The sequence below is a fragment of the Pseudoduganella dura genome, from assembly GCF_009727155.1.
Classification (GTDB): domain Bacteria; phylum Pseudomonadota; class Gammaproteobacteria; order Burkholderiales; family Burkholderiaceae_D; genus Rugamonas; species Rugamonas dura.
Genome location: NZ_WNWM01000002.1, coordinates 2,459,545 through 2,477,557 on the forward strand (window position 1 = coordinate 2,459,545; position 18,013 = coordinate 2,477,557).

The following is an 18,013-nucleotide window of genomic DNA, read 5'->3' on the forward strand; positions in this document are numbered from 1 at the left end:
GTGTGCTGCCTTTATAATCAAAGGCATACACGCTTTCAACCATTCAAGGAGCAGCACATGAACGGCCTCACTGATATCGCAAAGCAACAAAATACCGGATTCTCGTTCTTCGAGTTCATCGTTTCTCTGTTCCACCTGGAACTGCGCGACAAACTGAGCGACCAGCAGCAGGACCGCGAAGAAGCAGCCTATACCTGGGGCCTGTAACACCGCCCGGCGGGCCGCCGCCCTCCGCGCCCGCGATCCGGAAAAACCGGGACAGCATGCTGTCCCGGTTTTTTTTCGCCGGCACGAACGCTACGCCGCCACGGCCTTTTGCAGCCGCACGCCGCCCCGCGCCTGCGCCATCGCCTGCTCCAGCAGCTTCACCAGCGCATAGGCCGAGTCGATGTGCGGCGACGGCGTGTCCGTCATGCGCGCCAGCTCGATGACCGAGCCCACCAGCGCGTCGATCTCGGGTCCCCGGCCGGCCTCCACGTCCTGCAGCATCGAAGTCTTGTGCTTGCCGATCTTCTCGGCGCCCTCGATCCGCCGGTCCAGCGTGACGCGGAACGCGATGCCCAGCTTGGCGGCCACGGCTTCCGCCTCGCGCATCATGTTCGCCGCCAGGCCCCGCGCCAGCGGGTGCTGGCAGATGTCGACCAGCGTCGAATGCGACAGCGCGCTGATCGGGTTGAAGCTGAGATTGCCCCACAGCTTCAGCCAGATCTCCGCGCGGATATTGTCCAGCACCGGCGCCTTCAGGCCGGCGTGCTCGAAGCACGCACCCACGGCACGGGCCCGCTCGCTCGTGCTGCCATCGAGCTCGCCCAGCGGGAACCGGTTGCCCTCGATATGCCGGATCACGCCCGGCGACACCAGCTCCGCCGCCGGGTAGACCACGCAGCCCAGGATGCGCGCCGGCGGGATGCGCCGGGCCAGCTCCCCGCCGGGATCCACGCTGAGCACCGGGCGCCCTTCGAACGCGCCGCCGTGGCGATGGAAATACCAGAACGGAATGCCGTTCTGCATCGTCACCACGACGGTCTCGGGGCCGAACAGCCGGCCGATGCGCTCCGCCACGTCCGCCACCTGGTGCGCTTTCAGCGCGACGATGACGATATCCTGCGGCCCGGCCGCGGCGTAGTCGTCCGTTGCCCGTACCCTGGCCGCCACCTGCATCTGGCCACCTGCCTCGATCAGCCTGATGCCGCGATTGCGGATGGCCTCCAGGTTCGCGCCGCGCACGAGGAACGTCACCTCCTCGCCCGCCAGCGCCAGCCGCGCGCCCACCAGCCCGCCGATGGCGCCTGCTCCGATCACTGCGATCTTCATCATATGCTCCTTGGTTTTACTCGAAACGGTTGCTGAGCTTGCCGATGCCGTCGATCTCCACCACGACCGTGCTGCCCGGGCGCATCGAGCCCACGCCGACCGACGTGCCGCACAGCAGCAGGTCGCCCGGTTCCAGCGTCATGTCCTGGGACACCCGGCTGACCAGTTCGGCCACGGAAAACACCATGTCGTTGACCGGGTAGTCCTGCCGCACTTCGCCGTTCAGGATCGTGCGCACCACCAGCATGGCCGGATCGAGCCCGGTGGCGATCACGGGGCCGAACGGGCAGAACGTGTCGAAGCCCTTGGCGCGCACCCACTGCGGAAAGGTCGGATCGCGGCCGATGATGTCGCCGACGGTGACGTCGTTGGCGCAGGTGTAGCCGAAGATATGCTCGGCGGCATGCTCGACGGCGACGCCGCTGCAGGTGCGGCCGATCACGATCGCCAGTTCGCCCTCGAAGGCGACCTTGCCCTCGCAGCGGGGCCGGCGGATCGTGCCGCCCGGCGCCAGGAACGACGTGGGCGGTTTCATCAGGTACAGCGGCTCGGCCGGGGGCGGCAGCCCGAGCTTCTTGCCCAGCGCATGGAAATTGTTCCACATCGCCAGCACCTTGCCGGGAACCACGGGGGTGTACGGTTCGACGTCGGCGAGGTGGAGGGCGATGTCCGTGCGCTGCGGCGCGTCGAACATGTCGCCCTTGAAAACGCGGATCTTGTCGCCCTCGAGCGTGCCGAAACGCACGGTATCGAGGTGCTTGAAACGTATCCAGTGCTGGATCATGGAAAGCCTCGTCAGGATGGGTCGGGCGCGGGGAGGCCGCGTGCACCGGCCGGTGCACGCGGGGTCGCCTGAATGGATGGAAACGGCCGGCAGCGACTCATGCGGCCCGAAGCGGCCGCCGGTCCGTTCAGTTGGGAAGCGGCGAGGCGGTGGCCGTGCCGGCGCTGCCGGTCATCACCTTGTCGTCATCCTGCACGCTGACCGTGCCGGACGATTCCTCGATGAAGCGCTTGCGCATCGGCCGCAACACCCACCAGGCCAGTACCGCGGCGAGCGCGTTCATGCCGCAGCCGACGAAGAACACCGCTTCCCAGCTGCCGCTGGCCGCCGTGATCAGGCTGGAGATGGGTACGAAGACCGATGCCGTGCCTTTCGCGGTATACATCAGGCCCGCGTTGCCTGCCGCGTTGCGGGTGCCGAACGTATCGGCCGTGGTGGCCGGGAACAGGCTGTAGATCTCGCCCCAGGCGAAGAACACCAGGCCGGTGAGGATGACGAACATGATCGGGTCGCGGCCGAAGTAGTACAGCAGGATGATGCCGACCGATTCCATCGCGAAGGCGATGAACATGGTCTTCTCCCTGCCGATCTGATCGGACACCCAGCCGAAGAACGGCCGCGTCAGGCCATTGAGCACGCGGTCGATCGCCAGGGCGAACGTCAGCGCGGGCAGGATCATGCCCATGATGTTGAACTTCACGCCGTCGATCTCGAAGTCCTTGGCGATCGGGCCCATCTGCGCGGTGGCCATCAGGCCGCCGGCCGCCACCAGCACGAACATCAGGTACATCACCCAGAACACTGGGGTGCGCACCATCTGCGACGGCTTGAAATCGGCCGTGGTCTGCAGCACGTTGGGGTTGACCTTCTTCTTGGCGCCCTTGCCGGCGGCATGGGGCGGGCGCACCATCAGCAGCGCCAGCAGGATCACGACGGCACCCTGGCCGATGCCGAAATACAGGAACGTATCGGCGTAGCCGCGCGCCTCGATCATGTTCGAGATGGGGATGATGGTGGCGGCCGAGCCGGCGCCGAAGCCGGCGGCGGTCAGCCCGGCGGCGAGGCCGCGGCGGTCCGGGAACCATTTCAGCGCAGAGCCCACGCAGGTGCCGTAGACGGCGCCGGCGCCGATGCCGCTGATCGCCGCGGCGATGTACAGCACGGCCAGCGTCGAGGCGTACGAATTCATGATCCAGCCGATCGCGCACAGCAGGCCGCCGAACAGCACCACGGGGCGCGGCCCCCACTTGTCCACCGCCCAGCCTTCCACCGGCACCAGCCACGTTTCGGTCAGGATGAAGATCGTGAAGGCCACCTGGATCGAGGCCTTGCTCCAGCCGTGGGCCTCGGCGAGCGGGTTGACGAACAGGGTCCAGCCATACTGCAGGTTGGCGATCATGGCCATGCAGATGATGCCCATGACGAGCTGCATCCAGCGGAACGATGCTGGCCTTTCAAAAGCGTTCGATGCGTCGGTTTTCATGCAATGTCTCCCATCTGTTTTTCAACACTGTTCGGGTACCGCTGGCGGTACGCTGATGGCTGGCCGCAAAGCGCATTGCGCTCCCGGCGACGGGTCGGGACTTCGGAAGCGGTGCCGGGCGGTGTTGCGGTGCAGTGGGTGGTTCATGGCTTTGTCTCCTGTTGGGGTCCACGGAAGCTACCGAAAGACTCTGGAACCTGGTATTGGCCGGGTCTTCGGCAAACGCCGGGGACTCGGTCCCTTATTTGAAGTTCAACAGATGGGACGATTGTGTAAGAACGGATTTCGCATATCCTTGACCGCGGTTAAGAATTAAAAAATCGTTACAAGTAGTGGCATTCGCACACGGGCACGCGCTTCAGATGCCGATCTGCGGCTGGCGCAGCGCGCGCCAGTCGATCGCCATCCCGGGATCGCCGCCGGCCGCGAGGCATTCCGCCTCGCAGCGCTCCTTGGCGGCGAGGATCGCATCGACCAGGAAGTCCGCATCGTAGGCCGTGAGCAGGTGGCCGTGATGGCGGGTCAGGTAGTCGCGTACGCAGCCGCGTTCGGCACCCGGGTCCGGCAGGTCGCAGCCGACATCCCAGAACCATGGCAGGTCCAGTTCGTGGAAAGCCGCGTTCCAGGCATTGCGTTGCGCCGTGTCGGTACGGCTGATGATCGTCATGGTCTCCTCCGTTGTTGGTACTGACGGGTTCCATACTAGGCGCGTCAAATGATTAGCAAAAGTTAAAGTTTTTAGGGATAATCATCAGCGATCGCTTATACCTCGGCCTGGTGTCCGGGGCAGCGGGCAACCCACCGGGAGCGCCATGCGGAATGCGACACTGCGCCAGCTGAAGACCTTCGAAGCGGTGGCGCGCCACCTGAGTTTTTCGCGTGCCGCCGAAGAACTGCACTTGACGCAGCCGGCCGTGTCGACGCAGATCCGCACGCTGGAGGGGCATGTCGGCGTGACGCTGTTCGAGCAGCTGGGGAAAAAGACCTATCTCACGCAGGCGGGCACCGAGCTGTTGCCGTTCTGCCGCTCGATCATCCTGCAGTTCGAGGAAGCGGAGACCGCGATGGCCCAGCACCGCGGCATTTCGGGAGGCCGGCTGGACGTGGCGGTGATCAGCGCCGGCGACTACTTTTTCCCGCAGCTGATGGTGGCCTTCGCCCGGCGGCACCCCGGCGTGCAGCTGAACCTTACCGTGCACAACCGCGAGGAGCTGCTCGGGCAGCTGGCCGCCAACCGCACCGACCTGGCGGTGATGGTGCGCCCGCCTTCCAACGACACGCAGAACGATGCGTTTGCCCCGCACCCGTATGTGATCGTGGCGGCCCCGCAGCATCCGCTGGCGGCCCCGGGCCGGGAGCCGGTCGACCTGCACGAGCTGGTGCGGCATCCGTTCGTGGTGCGCGAGCGGGGATCGGATACCTGGCATTCGATGGAGGACGCGTTCGGCCCCCACCTGGCCGGGCTGCAGGTGGCGATGGAGATCAAGAGTACCGAGACGATCAAGCAGGCCGTGATCGCCGGAATCGGCCTGGGCTTCCTGTCGGCGCACACGATCGGCCGCGAGGTGGCCGCGGGCAGCCTCGTGGTGGTGCCCGCCGAGCGCTTTCCGCTGATGCTGAACTGGTATGTGGTGCACCGCCGCGAAAAACGGTTGCCGCCGGTGGCCAGCGCATTCCGGCAGTTCCTGCTCGACGACGGGGCCGAGTGGATCGGCCGGCTGATTCCAACGGCGGGCGGCTGATTTTTCAGATCAGCGCCCGGCCCGCCCATGTCCAGCGGATGTTCCGCTCATGCGTCCCCTGATGCCTGCACCGGTGCTTCCGCCGATGCGCCAGCCGATCCCGCCGCGCCTTCGCCGAGCAATGCCCGCACATGGGCGGCGCAGCCGCCGGCCAGCCCGGCGCCGCTGTAGCCGCCTTCGAGCACGGAGACGATGCGGCCCCCGCACACATCCGCCGCGATCGCCATCACCTCTCGCGTGATCCAGCCGAAGTCGTCGTCGTCCAGTTCCATCTGTGCCAGAGGATCGAGCCGGTGCGCATCGAATCCGGCGGACACCAGGATCAGTTCCGGCGCGAACGCGCGCAACGCCGGCAGCAGCCGCATCGCCACGCCGTTGCGGAACGCCTGCGAGCCGCAGCCGGGCGGCAACGGCACATTGACGATGTTGCCGCTGCCGCCGTGCTCGCCGGCCGCGCCGGTACCGGGATACAGTGGCCACTGGTGGCTGGAACCGAAAAACAGCCGCGGTTCGTGGTGGAAGGCCGCCTGCGTGCCATTGCCGTGGTGGACGTCGAAATCGATGACCGCCACCCGGGCCAGGCCATGGGCATGCAGCGCGTGCATGGCGGCGATCGCCACCTGGTTGAAGATGCAGAAACCCATTGCCCGGTCCGGCTCCGCGTGATGGCCGCACGGGCGGGTGGCGCAGAACACGTTGTCCGCCTCGCCCGCCAGCACCGCATCGACACCGGCGCAGGCCGCGCCCACGCAGCGCATCGCCGCATCGAGCGAGCGTGGCGACATTACCGTGTCGCCGCCATCGAGTACCGCCACCCCGTGCCCGGGCACCAGCGCGGCCACGCTGTCGACATAGTCCGCGTCATGCACCAGCAGCACCTGTTCGCGGGTGCCACGCGGTGCCTCGCGCCATGCCAGGCGGGCAAACTCCGGTTGCCACAACGCCCGCATCACCGCGTGCAGCCGTTCCGGCGACTCCGGGTGGCCGGGGCCGGGCCGGTGCTCCAGGCAGTCGGGGTGGAACATCACCAGCGTGCGCGGTGCGAAGGCCATGCTCAGATCACCCGCCCGGCCCGCAGCGCGGCGATCTGCTCGCCGCTGTAGCCGAGCTGGGACATCACCTCTTCCGTGTGCTCGCCCAGCAGCGGCGAACGACGCACCACGGTGGGGCTGTCGGACAGCTTGATCGGGTTGCCGACGGTGAGATAGGGCCCGCGCTCCGGATGGTCGACCTCGACGATGGTGCCGCTGGCCCGCAGCGACGGTTCCGCCGCCAGCTCCTTCATCGACAGGATCGGCCCGCACGGAATGTCGTACCGGTTCAGCGTCTCCATGACCTCGAACTTCGTCAGCGTCTGCGTCCATTCCTCGACGGTGGCGAAGATCTGCATCAAGTGCGGCAGTCGGGCGCGGGGCGTGGCATAGGCCGGATCGTCGATCCACCCTTCCCGCCCGATCACGCGGCAGATCGCCGGCCATACCGCGGCCTGGGCGATGAAATAGATGTACGCGTTCGGATCGCTCTCCCAGCCCCGGCACTTGAGGATCCAGCCCGGCTGGCCGCCGCCGGAGGCGTTGCCGGCGCGCGGCACCGAGTCGCCGAAGTTGCCGCTGACGAACTGGGGATATTCCTCCATCACGCCGTTGCGTTCGAGGCGCTGCTGGTCGCGCAGTTTCACGCGGCACAGGTTCAGCACCGCGTCCTGCATCGAGATCTGCACGCGCTGGCCGCGCCCGGTGGCGGTGCGCTGGAACAGCGCCGTGACGATGCCCAGCGCCAGGTGCAGGCCGCTGCCGCTATCACCGATCTGGGCGCCGGTGACGACCGGCGGGCCGTCGTCGAAGCCGGTGGTGGCGGCCGCGCCGCCGGCGCACTGGGCCACGTTCTCGTAGACCTTGCAGTCCTCGTAGGGCCCGGGTCCGAAGCCCTTGACGGAGGCGACGATCATGCGCGGATTGAGCGCGTTGATGCGTTCCCAGGAAAAGCCCATCCGGTCCAGCGCGCCCGGCGCGAAATTCTCCACCAGCACGTCGCAGTCGCGGATCAGCGCTTCCAGCACGGCCTTGCCGGCGGGCTGCTTGGTATCGAGCGTCATCGAGCGCTTGTTATGGTTCAGCATCGTGAAATACAGGCTGTCCACATCGGGAATGTCGCGCAACTGCGCGCGCGTGGCATCGCCCTCGCCGGCTCGTTCGACCTTGATCACGTCCGCGCCGAACCAGGCCAGCAGCTGGGTGCAGGTCGGTCCGGACTGGACATGGGTGAAGTCGAGAATGCGAATGCCTTCCAGTGCCTTGCTCATGCCGGTCTCCTCGGTTGCTGGGCTGATAATTTTTTTTTGTATTCTGCGCCGCCCGCCGGGCTCGTACAAGCACTTGTTCGGCATCGGACGCAGCCCATGATAGCGGGCCGGCATCCGCGAGATCATTGACCGCGGTTAAGTTCGCGGTCAAGTTTTTTGATAAGTCAGAACAGCGTGGCCAGGTCGGCCTCGGTGCCGGCAAGCGAGCCGTCGTAGCCCGGCAAGTCGGCCAGGGCGGCGCGGAACCCGCCATGCGCCATCGCCGCGGCCACCGCGGCCAGCACGGGCTGCGCCAGCGCGGCCCTGTCGCAGGCGAGGAAGTAGCGCTCGCGGCAGACGGGGATGAAATCGAGGCCGAAGCGGCGGGCCGCCGTTTCCACGCCAAAGCTGATGTCCGCCATGCCGCTCGCCACATAGGCCGCCACCGCGGCGTGCGTGAATTCCGCGCTGTCGTGCCCGGCGATGCCCGCCGGATCGATGCCCGCCTCCGCCAGGAGCAGGTCGAGCAGCACGCGCGTGCCCGAACCGTGCTGGCGGTTGACGAAACGCAGGTCCGGCCGGGCCAGATCGGCCAGGCCGGTCACGTTCTTCGGGTTGCCGCGCGCAACGAACAGGCCCAGCTCCCGATACGCCAGGTGCAGGAAGGCATGGCGCTCGTTGTCCAGCCATGGCCGGTAGTTCGCCGCCGCCGCGCCCTCGAACTTCCCGACCGGCAGATGGAACCCGGCCAGGTCGCATTCGCCGCGTGCCAGCGCCGCCACCGCGTCCGTGCTGCTGCGGTAGCCGATGTCCACCACGATGCCCTGGTGGCGCAACTGCGTTACCAGGGCCGCCACGGCAAAGCCGTGCGAGGCCGTCAGCCGCACGCTCTGCGCATCGCCGGCCAGCACGCGCACCAGTTCCTGCTGCAGCTCCGACGCCAGGCTGTCGAGCAGCGGCGTCAGGCGGGCGCCGATGCGGCGGTCCGCCCAGATCAGTTTTTCCGCCAGCGGCGTGAGCACCGTGCCCTGGCCGCGCACCTTGTTCACCAGCTGCGCGCCGAACTGCTCGCTGAACTGGTGCAGCAATCCCCATGCATGGCGGTACGACGTGCCGCACGCGATGGCGGCCTTGCTGATGCTGCCGGTCTCGCTGACGGCGGCCAGCAGCGCCAGCAGCGCGGGCAGCGCGATGGCGGTGCCGCGCGCATCGCGCAGGAACCAGTCGGGGCGGATCTCCACGGCGAGCATATGCAAAATCCTTCCTATTGATGCCGTTTTCAGCGGGTGATAGTCTGAATTTACACGATAAAACGCGTCCAGCATATGCAAGCCAGAACATGAGCGGCCGCGAACAAGGTTACCAAGGAGACGCCATGCCAGCCATGTTTCATGCCACGCCCGCCCCCGCCGCCGCCGCATCTACCACATCTACCACATCTGCCACTGCTGCGACCGCTGCGACCGCTGCTGCCAATGCCGCCGTCGACGGCATCCTGGCCGAACTGTTCGCACGCCTCGGCAACCGCCAGGACCAGCTGCTGCCCGTGCTGCACGGCCTGCAGGACAGCGCCGGTTACATTCCGCCGGACAGCGTGCCGGCCATCGCGCAGCATTTCAACCTGTCGCGTGCCGAAGTGCATGGCGTGATCACCTTCTATCACTACTTCCGCACCGAAGCGCCGCCACGCTGCGTGGTGCAGGTCTGCCGCGCGGAAGCATGCCAGAGCATGGGGGCGGACGCGCTTCTGGAACATGCGGAGCAGGCACTGGGTTGCGGCCTGCACGGGCGCAGCGCGGACGGTACCTTCGGCCTGGAACCCGTGTACTGCCTGGGCCACTGTGCCAGCTCGCCGGCGCTGACCATCAACGAGGCCGTGTTCGCCCGCGTGACGCCGGCGCGTTTCGACGCGCTGATCGCGGAGGTGATGGCAACCGGCACGCGGGAGGCGGCATGACCACGCGCATCTGGGTGCCCTGCGATTCGGCCGCGCTGGCGGTCGGTGCCGACGAGGTCGCGGCGGCGATCGCCGCGGAAGCGGCGCGGCGCGGCCTCGACATCCGCGTGCTGCGCAACGGCACCCGCGGCCTGCTGTGGCTGGAAACGCTGGTCGAGGTGGAAATGCCGGCCGGCCGCACCGGCTTCGGCCCCGTGGACGCGGCGGACGTGCCCGCGCTGTTCGACGCCGGCTGGTCCCGCGAGCATCCGCTGGCGCTCGGCCTGGTGGAGGAGATTCCCTACCTGGCGCGCCAGCAGCGCCTGACGTTCGCCCGCTGCGGCATCACCGAGCCCCACTCGCTGGCGGACTATCTCGCGCACGGCGGCTACCGCGGCCTGCGCAACGCGCTGGCGCTGGCCCCGGCGGACATCGTGGCCACGGTGACCGCCTCCGGCCTGCGCGGCCGCGGCGGCGCCGCCTTCCCCACGGGGATCAAGTGGAACACGGTACTGAAAGCTCCCGGCACTGAAAAATACATCGTCTGCAATGCCGACGAAGGCGATTCCGGCACCTTCGCCGACCGCATCATCATGGAGAGCGATCCGTTCGTGCTGATCGAGGGCATGACGATCGCCGGCATCGCCGTCGGCGCCGCGCGCGGCTACATCTACGTGCGCAGCGAGTACCCGCACGCGATCGCGCGGCTCGAGGGCGCCATCGCCCTCGCCCGCCACCACGGCTACCTGGGCGCGAACCTGCTGGGCGCCGGCCCCGCGTTCGACCTGGAAGTGCGCAAGGGCGCCGGCGCGTACATCTGCGGCGAGGAAACGGCGCTGCTGGAAAGCGTGGAGGGCAAGCGCGGCATCGTGCGCGCCAAGCCGCCGCTGCCCGCGCTGGCCGGCCTGTTCGGCAAGCCCACCGTGATCAACAACGTGCTGTCGCTGGCAACCGTGCCCGTCATCCTCGACAAGGGCGCCGCGTACTACCAGGACTACGGCATGGGCCGTTCGCGGGGCACCCTGCCGGTGCAACTGGCGGGCAATATCAGGCATGGCGGCCTGATCGAACTGGCGTTCGGCGTCACGCTGCGGGAAATCCTCTACGGCTACGGCGGCGGCAGCGCCTCGGGCCGTCCCATCAAGGCGGTGCAGGTGGGCGGGCCGCTCGGCGCCTACCTGCCCGAATCGCAGTGGGACACGCCGCTCGACTACGAAGCGTTCGCGTCGCTGTGGGCGGTGCTGGGCCACGGCGGCATCGTGGTGCACGATGACCGGGCCGACATGGCGAAGCTGGCGCGCTATGCGATGGAATTCTGCGCCATCGAATCGTGCGGCAAGTGCACGCCCTGTCGCATCGGCTCCACGCGCGGCGTGGAGGTGATCGACAAGATCCGCGCCGGCACCGGAACGCCGCAGGCGCAGGTACAACACGTCGTGCTGCTGCGCGACCTGTGCGACACGATGCTGGGTGGTTCGCTGTGCGCGATGGGCGGCATGACGCCCTACCCGGTGCTGTCGGCCCTGAACCACTTCCCGCAAGATTTCGGCCAGGCCGGCATTGAACAACACGGCAGCCAGCGCGCCGCCTGAGGAGACCACGATGATCGAAACCATCCTGACCCGCGACCTGGGCACGCCGCCGCCGGGCAACGCCGGTATCGCCACCGAATTCGTCACCCTGCAGATCGACGGCCAGCGCGTGACCGTGCCTGCCGGCACGTCGGTGATGCGCGCCGCCGCGCTCGGCGACATCAACATCCCGAAACTGTGCGCCACCGACAGCCTGGAGCCGTTTGGCTCGTGCCGGCTGTGCCTTGTGGAGATCGACGGGCGGCGCGGCTATCCGGCCTCGTGCACCACGCCGGTCGAGGAAGGCATGGTCGTGCGTACCCAGTCGCCGAAGCTGCAGCAGCTGCGCAAGGGCGTGATGGAGCTGTACATCTCCGACCACCCTCTCGACTGCCTGACCTGCCCGGCCAACGGCGCCTGCGAGCTGCAGGACATGGCCGGCGTGACGGGCCTGCGCGAAGTACGCTACGGCTACGACGGGGACAACCACCTGAAGCTGAAAAAGGACGAGTCCAATCCCTACTTCACCTTCGATTCGTCGAAGTGCATCGTGTGCAACCGCTGCGTGCGGGCCTGCGAGGAAACGCAGGGCACGTTCGCGCTGACGATTTCCGGTCGCGGCTTCGAGTCGCGCGTGTCGGCCGGCCAGAACGAGGCATTCATGGAATCGGAGTGCGTATCATGCGGCGCATGCGTGGAAGCCTGCCCGACGGCGACGCTGACCGAAAAGTCGGTGATCTGGCTGGGCCAGGCGGAACACCGCGTGACCACCACGTGCGCCTATTGCGGCGTGGGTTGCTCGCTCAATGCCGAGATGAAGGGCAACGAAGTGGTGCGCATGGTGCCGGCGAAGGACGGCAAGGCCAACGAGGGCCACGCGTGCGTCAAGGGACGCTTCGCGTGGGGCTATGCCACGCACCGCGACCGCATCACGAAACCGATGGTCCGCGCGAAGATCACCGATCCGTGGCGCGAGGTGTCGTGGGACGAGGCGCTGGACTACGCGGCCAGCGAGTTCCGACGCATCCAGGCGAAACACGGCCGCGACGCGATCGGCGGCATCGTATCCTCCCGTTGCACGAACGAGGAAGGCTACCTGGTACAGAAGCTGGTGCGCGCCGCGTTCGGCAACAACAACGTGGATACCTGCGCGCGGGTGTGCCACTCGCCCACCGGCTACGGCCTGAAGCAGACACTGGGCGAATCGGCCGGCACGCAAAGCTTCAAGTCGATCGAGCATACCGACGTGGTGCTGGTGATCGGTGCCAACCCCACCGATGGCCACCCGGTGTTCGGTTCGCGCATGAAGAAGCGGCTGCGCCAGGGCGCGCGCCTGATCGTCATCGACCCGCGCCGGATCGACCTGATCAAGTCGCCGCACGTGCGGGCCGACCACCACCTGCAACTGCGGCCGGGCACCAACGTGGCCGTGCTGTCGGCGCTGGCGCACGCGATCGTCACCGAGGGCCTGCTGGCCGAGGAATTCATCGCCGAGCGCTGCGAGGACCGCGCCTTCCTGCAATGGCGCGACTTCGTCGCGCAGCCCGCCAACTCGCCGGAAGAAACCGCAAGCGTGACCGGCGTGCCGGCGGCGCAACTGCGCGCCGCGGCACGGCTGTACGCCACCGGCGGCAACGCGGCGATCTACTACGGCCTGGGCGTGACCGAGCATGCGCAGGGCTCCACGGCCGTGATGGCGATCGCCAACCTGGCGATGGCCACGGGGAACGTGGGCCGCGAGGGCGTCGGCGTCAATCCGCTGCGCGGCCAGAACAATGTGCAGGGCTCGTGCGACATCGGCTCGTTCCCCCACGAGCTGCCCGGCTACCGCCACGTTTCCGACAGCACCGTGCGCGGCATGTTCGAGCAGGCCTGGGGCGTGCCGCTGCAGGACGAACCCGGCCTGCGCATCCCGAACATGTTCGAGGCGGCGCTGGACGGCAGCTTCCTGGGCCTGTACTGCCAGGGCGAGGACATCGTGCAGTCCGATCCGAACACGCAGCACGTGACGGCGGCGCTCTCCGCGATGGAGTGCATCGTGGTGCAGGACATCTTCCTGAACGAGACGGCGAAATACGCGCATGTGCTTCTGCCGGGCTCGTCGTTCCTGGAAAAGGATGGCACGTTCACCAATGCCGAGCGCCGGATCTCGCGCGTGCGCAAGGTGATGCCGCCGCGTGCCGGGCTGGCCGACTGGGAAGTGACGATGGCGCTGTCGAACCGCCTTGGCTATCCGATGACGTACCGGCACCCTTCCGAGATCATGGACGAGATCGCGCGGCTGACACCCACGTTCACCGGCGTCAGCTACGGTCGGCTGGAGCAGCTGGGCAGCATCCAGTGGCCATGCAACGACGCCGCGCCCGAAGGCACGCCGACGATGCACGTGGACACCTTCGTGCGCGGCAAGGGCCGCTTCATCATCACCCAGTATGTGGCCACCGCCGAGAAGGTCACGCGCAGGTATCCGCTGATCCTGACCACCGGCCGCATCCTGTCGCAATACAACGTGGGCGCGCAGACGCGGCGCACCGAGAACGTGCAGTGGCACGCGGAAGACCGGCTCGAAATCCACCCGCACGATGCGCAGGAACGCGGCATCCGGGACGACGACTGGGTGGGGATCCAGAGCCGCGCCGGCGAAACGGTGCTGCGCGCGCTGGTGACGGAGCGGATGCAGCCGGGCGTGGTCTACACCACGTTCCATTTCCCCGAATCCGGTGCCAACGTGATCACCACGGAGAATTCCGACTGGGCCACCAACTGCCCCGAGTACAAGGTGACGGCCGTGCAGGTGATGCCGGTGCAGCAGCCTTCCGAATGGCAGCGCGAATACCGGCGCTTCAACACGGCCCAACTGGGACTGGCCGATCCGGCGGCTGTCTCGCCATCCATTGCCCTCTGAGGTGCAGCGATGAACATCGACAACCTGGTCACGATGGCCAACCAGATCGGCACGTTCTACGCCTCGTTCCCGGACCGCGACGAAGCCCATACCGGGATTGCCCTGCATATCCAGCGGTACTGGGCACCGCGGATGCGGCACCGGCTGTTCCTGCACGTGGACAGCGAACGGGGCGAGGGCCTGGACCCGATCGTCCTGAACGCCCTCGCGGCGCATCGTGCCGGGCACGATGCGCCGGCGGACAATACCTCGGTGCCCGAGGACGCCGATACCGGCGGCGACGCGGGATGACGCGATACACGGGCCCGATGCGCTGGGAGATGTCCATCGTGTGCGCAACGGATCGGCCGGGCAGCTTCGGCCCGGGCACCGGCAACGACGTGGCCTCGGCGGCACGCATCCAGCGCGCACTCGCCGGAGATGGCTACGAGTACGGCGGCGAAGTGACGCTGTGGAACGCCCTGCATCCGGACGAGGATGCGATGTTCATCGGTGTCCGCCCAGGGGGCGTGCTGGTCTGCCATGCCGACCTGGCGGGGGCACTCATCCACGGCAACGCGTGGTCGCGCATCAACCGCAGCCTGCGCGGCAACTACCGGGAAACGGTGCTGCGCTGGTTCCCGGCCGGAGATGTCATGGCGATGGCGCTGCACTGCGTGCCGAACCTGTGGGGTTTCAGCGCCTACCACGCCGGCCGGCGCATCCGTACCGTGGCGGGTTCGGCCGAGGATGGCCTGTTCGCGGACAGCGGCGTGCCGCTTCCCGAGGAACTGCCGCTGCGCGCGGGCGCCGTGCCCGGCCTGCTGGACGCGCCGGCGGCCGGGGAGGAGCTGGTGCTTGCCGTCTCCGCCAGGATGTTCGGCGCCTGCATCGACCGGCTGGCCGGCACCGGGCCGGTGCTCAGTCATTTCCACAGGCGCTGACATCGAACGCGGCTCCTCAGAAGTTCATGCGCACGCCGGCGCGGTAGGTGCGGCCAACCGCGTCGTAGATGGCAGGATTGAGGGCAAGGCTCAGGTTCGTTTGCGGAACGAGCACCGGATCGCGGTCCGCCAGGTTGTCGATCTTGACGTACGCGGTCACCTGTTTCGAGAAGTTGTACGTGCCGCCGAAATCGATGTAGACGGCGCCCGGCATGTGGTTGTCGAAGATGGTCGGGTGCGCCGCGGTCGGCAACGGACAATTCGCCTGGCACTCGATGTATTCATTGTTGAACACCCCCGCGCTGATCCACCGTTCGGTCAGCGCGACACCGAGCTTGCCGTCCAGCAGGCCGTCCCACGACTGCGTCAGCAGCGCCTTCCATTTCGGCGTGGCGCCCGTCATGTTGCCCGCGCCCTCGCTCGGCGTCGTGCCGGGCACGCCCGGATCGGAGATCGCGTGGATCGTCCGGGATGCGAGGCCGCGCAGCGTCACGCTGCCCGGCAGCCCGAAGTCCCGCATGTTCCGGCGCCAGGCGGCTTCGACATCGACACCCCGCGTATGCAGCGAGGCGAAGTTGAAGCTCTGCGCCAGCACATAGTTCGTGCCCGCCGGGCCGTCGATCGAGACGGCGGAGCACACTTCCTGGTTGCCGCCGTAGCACAGGTCGACTTCCTGCTGGGGGTTCAGGGAACTGATCACGTTCTTCACCTCGATGTCGAAGTAGTCGACCGACAGGTTGAAGTTACGCGCCCAGCCCGGCTGGCTCAGCACGATCCCGAACGAATTGTTGCGCGCCGTTTCCGGCTTCAGGTTCGGGTTGCCGACGTTGCGCTGCTGGATCTGGATCGACGAGCCCTGCGCATTGTTGACCGCCTGGTTGGTCACCGTCATGGCGGCGTACAGCTCCGACAGGTTGGGCGCGCGCACATCCTGCGAGCTGACCGCGCGCAGGCGCAGGCCGTCGACCGGGGTTTGCCAGGTTGCGCCGACCTTCCAGGCGCGCGCATGGCCGGCGGTGCTGTATTTCTCTTCGCGGTCGGCGAGGTTCAGGTTCGCCTCGCCCAGCGTGGCCGACTTCAGGAACGGGATATTCACTTCGACGTAGGCTTCCTTCACGTTGAAGCTGCCCTGGCCGTTGTGGTAGTTGCCCGCGAACCAGTTGTCGCCCGTCGCGGACAGCGTGGGGTCCTGCGGATATGCCGGGCCATATGGCGACTCCCCGCTGGCGCCGGCGCCATAGGGATCGCCGTGCACGGCGTATTTTTCGCGGCGGTATTCGGCGCCGAACGCCAGCGATACCGGGCCGGCCCAGCCCTGCGCCAGCTCGCCGTTGACGTTGACGCTGGCAACGTTCTGGGTCGACTCCGTATGCTGCATCGGGCCGTTGCGCGGCGCGATGTAGTTCCAGCCCGCCATGTCGATCGGCACCTCGCCGAAGATGTTGACGGGCTGGCAGCCGGCCGCGCGCGCGGCGGCGCTGCGGCAGACCGCCCGGCCGGTGGCCGGATCCCTGACCGCGTCGATGGCGAAGTTGTAGCGCGGATTGAGGGTAATGTCGCGCACGTGGATCACGGTCGTGTTTTCGCCGTGCTCGGCATACGCATCGTACGACCAGTCCTTGCCGAACAGCGCGAATTTGCCGTTGGCGCCCACCACGGCGCGGCGCTGGGTGCGGGTCGGATGCACATTGATGTTGGCCGGGAACTGCGCGTTCGCGGTACCGACCTGCATGGTGCCGCCCGGATAGCCGGCGGTGCAACCGGCGGCCACCGATGGCGGCAGGAAGGCGTTGTCGCACCGGATCGACAGGTTGCCCTGCTTGGCCGCGCCCGGATTCGGCGAGAACACGGATTTGACCTGTGCCCAGTTGCCGGTCACGTAGATTTCATTGTCCGCGTCGAGGTTCCAGGATACCCGGCCATACGCGACCTGGCGCTTGAAGTTCATCGCCAGGTTGGTGCCGGCGCCAACGCTGCCGGAACGGTCGCCGCCGATGCAGAAGTTGCCGACACAATCCGTGCCGTACTGGAACGGGTATGGCGTGCCGCCGGGGCCGAACGCCGTGCCGCGCAGCGGTCCGCTGGTGATCAGGCCGTATTTCGCGTACTGGATGTGCTGCGCGTGCGTGATGCTCCGGTAGCGCGGTGCGCCGGCGGCCTGCATGGCCCTGGTCGATTCCTGCAGGGCGGGATTGTTGTACCACGTGCGGCCGTTCGCGCCCACTTCGCCGAAACCCGGCGAATCGATGCCGTTCTGCTTGGTGAATTCGCCGCTGACCGTCACGTGCAGGCGGTCGTCCAGGAATCCCTTGCCCCAGGCGGCTTGCAGCGTGCCGCTCTTGTCGTCGTCGTACCTGGTCATGCCGCCCGCGACGTTGGCCTTGAAACCGGTAAAGCGCTTGTCGGTGATGAAATTGACCACGCCGCCGACCGCATCCGATCCGTAGGACGCCGAGGCGCCGCCCGTCACGACATCGACGCGCTTGACCAGCAGTTGCGGGAACTGGCTGACATCGGTCACGCCGGTGACGTTGGCGCCGACCACGCGCTGGCCGTCCAGCAGCGTCAGCGTGCGGATCGTGCCCAGTCCGCGCAGCGACAGCGACGACAGGCCCTGGATGCCGCTGGACGTGCTGAAGGTATTCGTGGTGCGGCCCGTGCTGCCCTGCAGCGCCGGCAGCTCGGTGAGCGATTCGAACATGTTCGGCTTGGCCGCCCTGTCGAAGTCGGCGGCCGTCAGGCTCGTGGTCGGCGTGGGCTGGGTGAAGCCGCGCGCCGCGATGCGGGACCCGGACACGACCACCGTGTTCGCCGGGCTTGCGGCCGCGGGTGCCGGTGCCGGTGCCGGTGCCGCCGGGGCCGCGGCGGCATCCGTCGTTCCGGCGCCTTCCTGTCGGACATCCGGCGTGGCTGCCTGCCCTGCCTGCGCCTCCGTGGCATGGCCGGGCAGCCACGGGATGCCGCAGGCGCTGGCCACGGCAAGGTTGATCAGGGTTCGCTTGAATGGTGTCTGCATGTCGTCTCCAGTATTTTTTTAGTGGCAAAACGAGCGGGCGCAGCGCCGCAAGGCTGCG

Annotated in this window: 15 protein-coding genes; 7 read left to right on the forward strand and 8 right to left on the reverse strand. The window is 67.5% G+C overall.

Translation table 11 applies throughout. The features are described from left to right. Positions 1–57: 57 nt before the first annotated feature. Positions 58–207, forward strand: coding sequence for a hypothetical protein (locus GJV26_RS10805; RefSeq protein WP_155708822.1), 150 nt, complete (start codon positions 58–60; stop codon positions 205–207). Positions 208–297: 90 nt separating this feature from the next. Here GJV26_RS10805 and GJV26_RS10810 read toward each other — a convergent pair whose 3' ends face one another. The 4 genes from GJV26_RS10810 to GJV26_RS10825 all read right to left on the reverse strand — a co-directional run bounded on the left by GJV26_RS10810 (position 298) and on the right by GJV26_RS10825 (position 4,248). After that, positions 298–1,314 carry a 2-dehydropantoate 2-reductase gene (locus tag GJV26_RS10810; protein WP_155712387.1) on the reverse strand — a complete coding sequence of 339 codons (1,017 nt, stop codon included), beginning with the start codon at positions 1,312–1,314 and terminating at the stop codon, positions 298–300. 16 nt (positions 1,315–1,330) lie between these two features. Next, complete coding sequence (locus GJV26_RS10815) at positions 1,331–2,098, reverse strand: fumarylacetoacetate hydrolase family protein (protein ID WP_155708823.1); 768 nt, start codon at positions 2,096–2,098, stop codon at positions 1,331–1,333. A 127-nt stretch (positions 2,099–2,225) separates the two neighbouring features. Next, on the reverse strand, positions 2,226–3,581 hold the full coding sequence (oxlT, locus tag GJV26_RS10820) for an oxalate/formate MFS antiporter (protein WP_155708824.1): 1,356 nt from the start codon (positions 3,579–3,581) through the stop codon (positions 2,226–2,228). Between the two features lie 358 nt (positions 3,582–3,939). Next, positions 3,940–4,248, reverse strand: a complete 309-nt coding sequence (locus GJV26_RS10825) for a hypothetical protein (protein ID WP_155708825.1) — start codon at positions 4,246–4,248, stop codon at positions 3,940–3,942. Between the two features lie 145 nt (positions 4,249–4,393). Here GJV26_RS10825 and GJV26_RS10830 point away from each other — a divergent pair, with 145 nt between their 5' ends. Beyond that, a complete protein-coding gene (locus tag GJV26_RS10830; protein ID WP_155708826.1) occupies positions 4,394–5,323 on the forward strand; it encodes a LysR family transcriptional regulator in 930 nt (309 codons plus the stop codon). Positions 5,324–5,370: 47 nt separating this feature from the next. Here GJV26_RS10830 and GJV26_RS10835 read toward each other — a convergent pair whose 3' ends face one another. The 3 genes from GJV26_RS10835 to GJV26_RS10845 form a co-directional block, all read right to left on the reverse strand. After that, complete coding sequence (locus GJV26_RS10835) at positions 5,371–6,375, reverse strand: histone deacetylase family protein (RefSeq protein WP_155708827.1); 1,005 nt, start codon at positions 6,373–6,375, stop codon at positions 5,371–5,373. Between the two features lie 2 nt (positions 6,376–6,377). Beyond that, positions 6,378–7,625 carry a formyl-CoA transferase gene (frc, locus tag GJV26_RS10840; protein ID WP_155708828.1) on the reverse strand — a complete coding sequence of 416 codons (1,248 nt, stop codon included), beginning with the start codon at positions 7,623–7,625 and terminating at the stop codon, positions 6,378–6,380. A gap of 164 nt (positions 7,626–7,789) precedes the next feature. After that, the gene (locus GJV26_RS10845; RefSeq protein ID WP_155712388.1) at positions 7,790–8,854 is read right to left on the reverse strand and encodes a substrate-binding domain-containing protein; all 1,065 of its coding nucleotides are present in this window, start codon (positions 8,852–8,854) and stop codon (positions 7,790–7,792) included. 134 nt (positions 8,855–8,988) lie between these two features. Here GJV26_RS10845 and GJV26_RS10850 point away from each other — a divergent pair, with 134 nt between their 5' ends. From GJV26_RS10850 to GJV26_RS10870, 5 genes are read left to right on the forward strand one after another with little or no spacing between them, the layout of a single operon-like run. Beyond that, positions 8,989–9,561 carry a formate dehydrogenase subunit gamma gene (locus GJV26_RS10850; protein WP_371866559.1) on the forward strand — a complete coding sequence of 191 codons (573 nt, stop codon included), beginning with the start codon at positions 8,989–8,991 and terminating at the stop codon, positions 9,559–9,561. Further along, positions 9,558–11,132: a formate dehydrogenase beta subunit gene (locus tag GJV26_RS10855; RefSeq protein WP_155708830.1), complete on the forward strand. Its 1,575-nt coding sequence runs from the start codon at positions 9,558–9,560 to the stop codon at positions 11,130–11,132. Before GJV26_RS10850 ends, GJV26_RS10855 begins: the two co-directional genes overlap by 4 nt. 10 nt (positions 11,133–11,142) lie before the next feature. Continuing rightward, positions 11,143–14,016, forward strand: coding sequence for a formate dehydrogenase subunit alpha (gene fdhF / locus GJV26_RS10860; RefSeq protein ID WP_155708831.1), 2,874 nt, complete (start codon positions 11,143–11,145; stop codon positions 14,014–14,016). Between the two features lie 9 nt (positions 14,017–14,025). Then, positions 14,026–14,307 (forward strand): formate dehydrogenase subunit delta, encoded by a 282-nt coding sequence (locus GJV26_RS10865; protein ID WP_155708832.1) that lies wholly within the window; start codon positions 14,026–14,028, stop codon positions 14,305–14,307. Next, the gene (locus GJV26_RS10870; RefSeq protein WP_155708833.1) at positions 14,304–14,939 is read left to right on the forward strand and encodes a DUF6928 family protein; all 636 of its coding nucleotides are present in this window, start codon (positions 14,304–14,306) and stop codon (positions 14,937–14,939) included. Before GJV26_RS10865 ends, GJV26_RS10870 begins: the two co-directional genes overlap by 4 nt. 16 nt (positions 14,940–14,955) lie before the next feature. Here GJV26_RS10870 and GJV26_RS10875 read toward each other — a convergent pair whose 3' ends face one another. Further along, entirely contained in the window at positions 14,956–17,955 is a 3,000-nt protein-coding gene (locus GJV26_RS10875; RefSeq protein ID WP_155708834.1) for a TonB-dependent receptor plug domain-containing protein, read from the reverse strand. Positions 17,956–18,013: the final 58 nt, after the last annotated feature.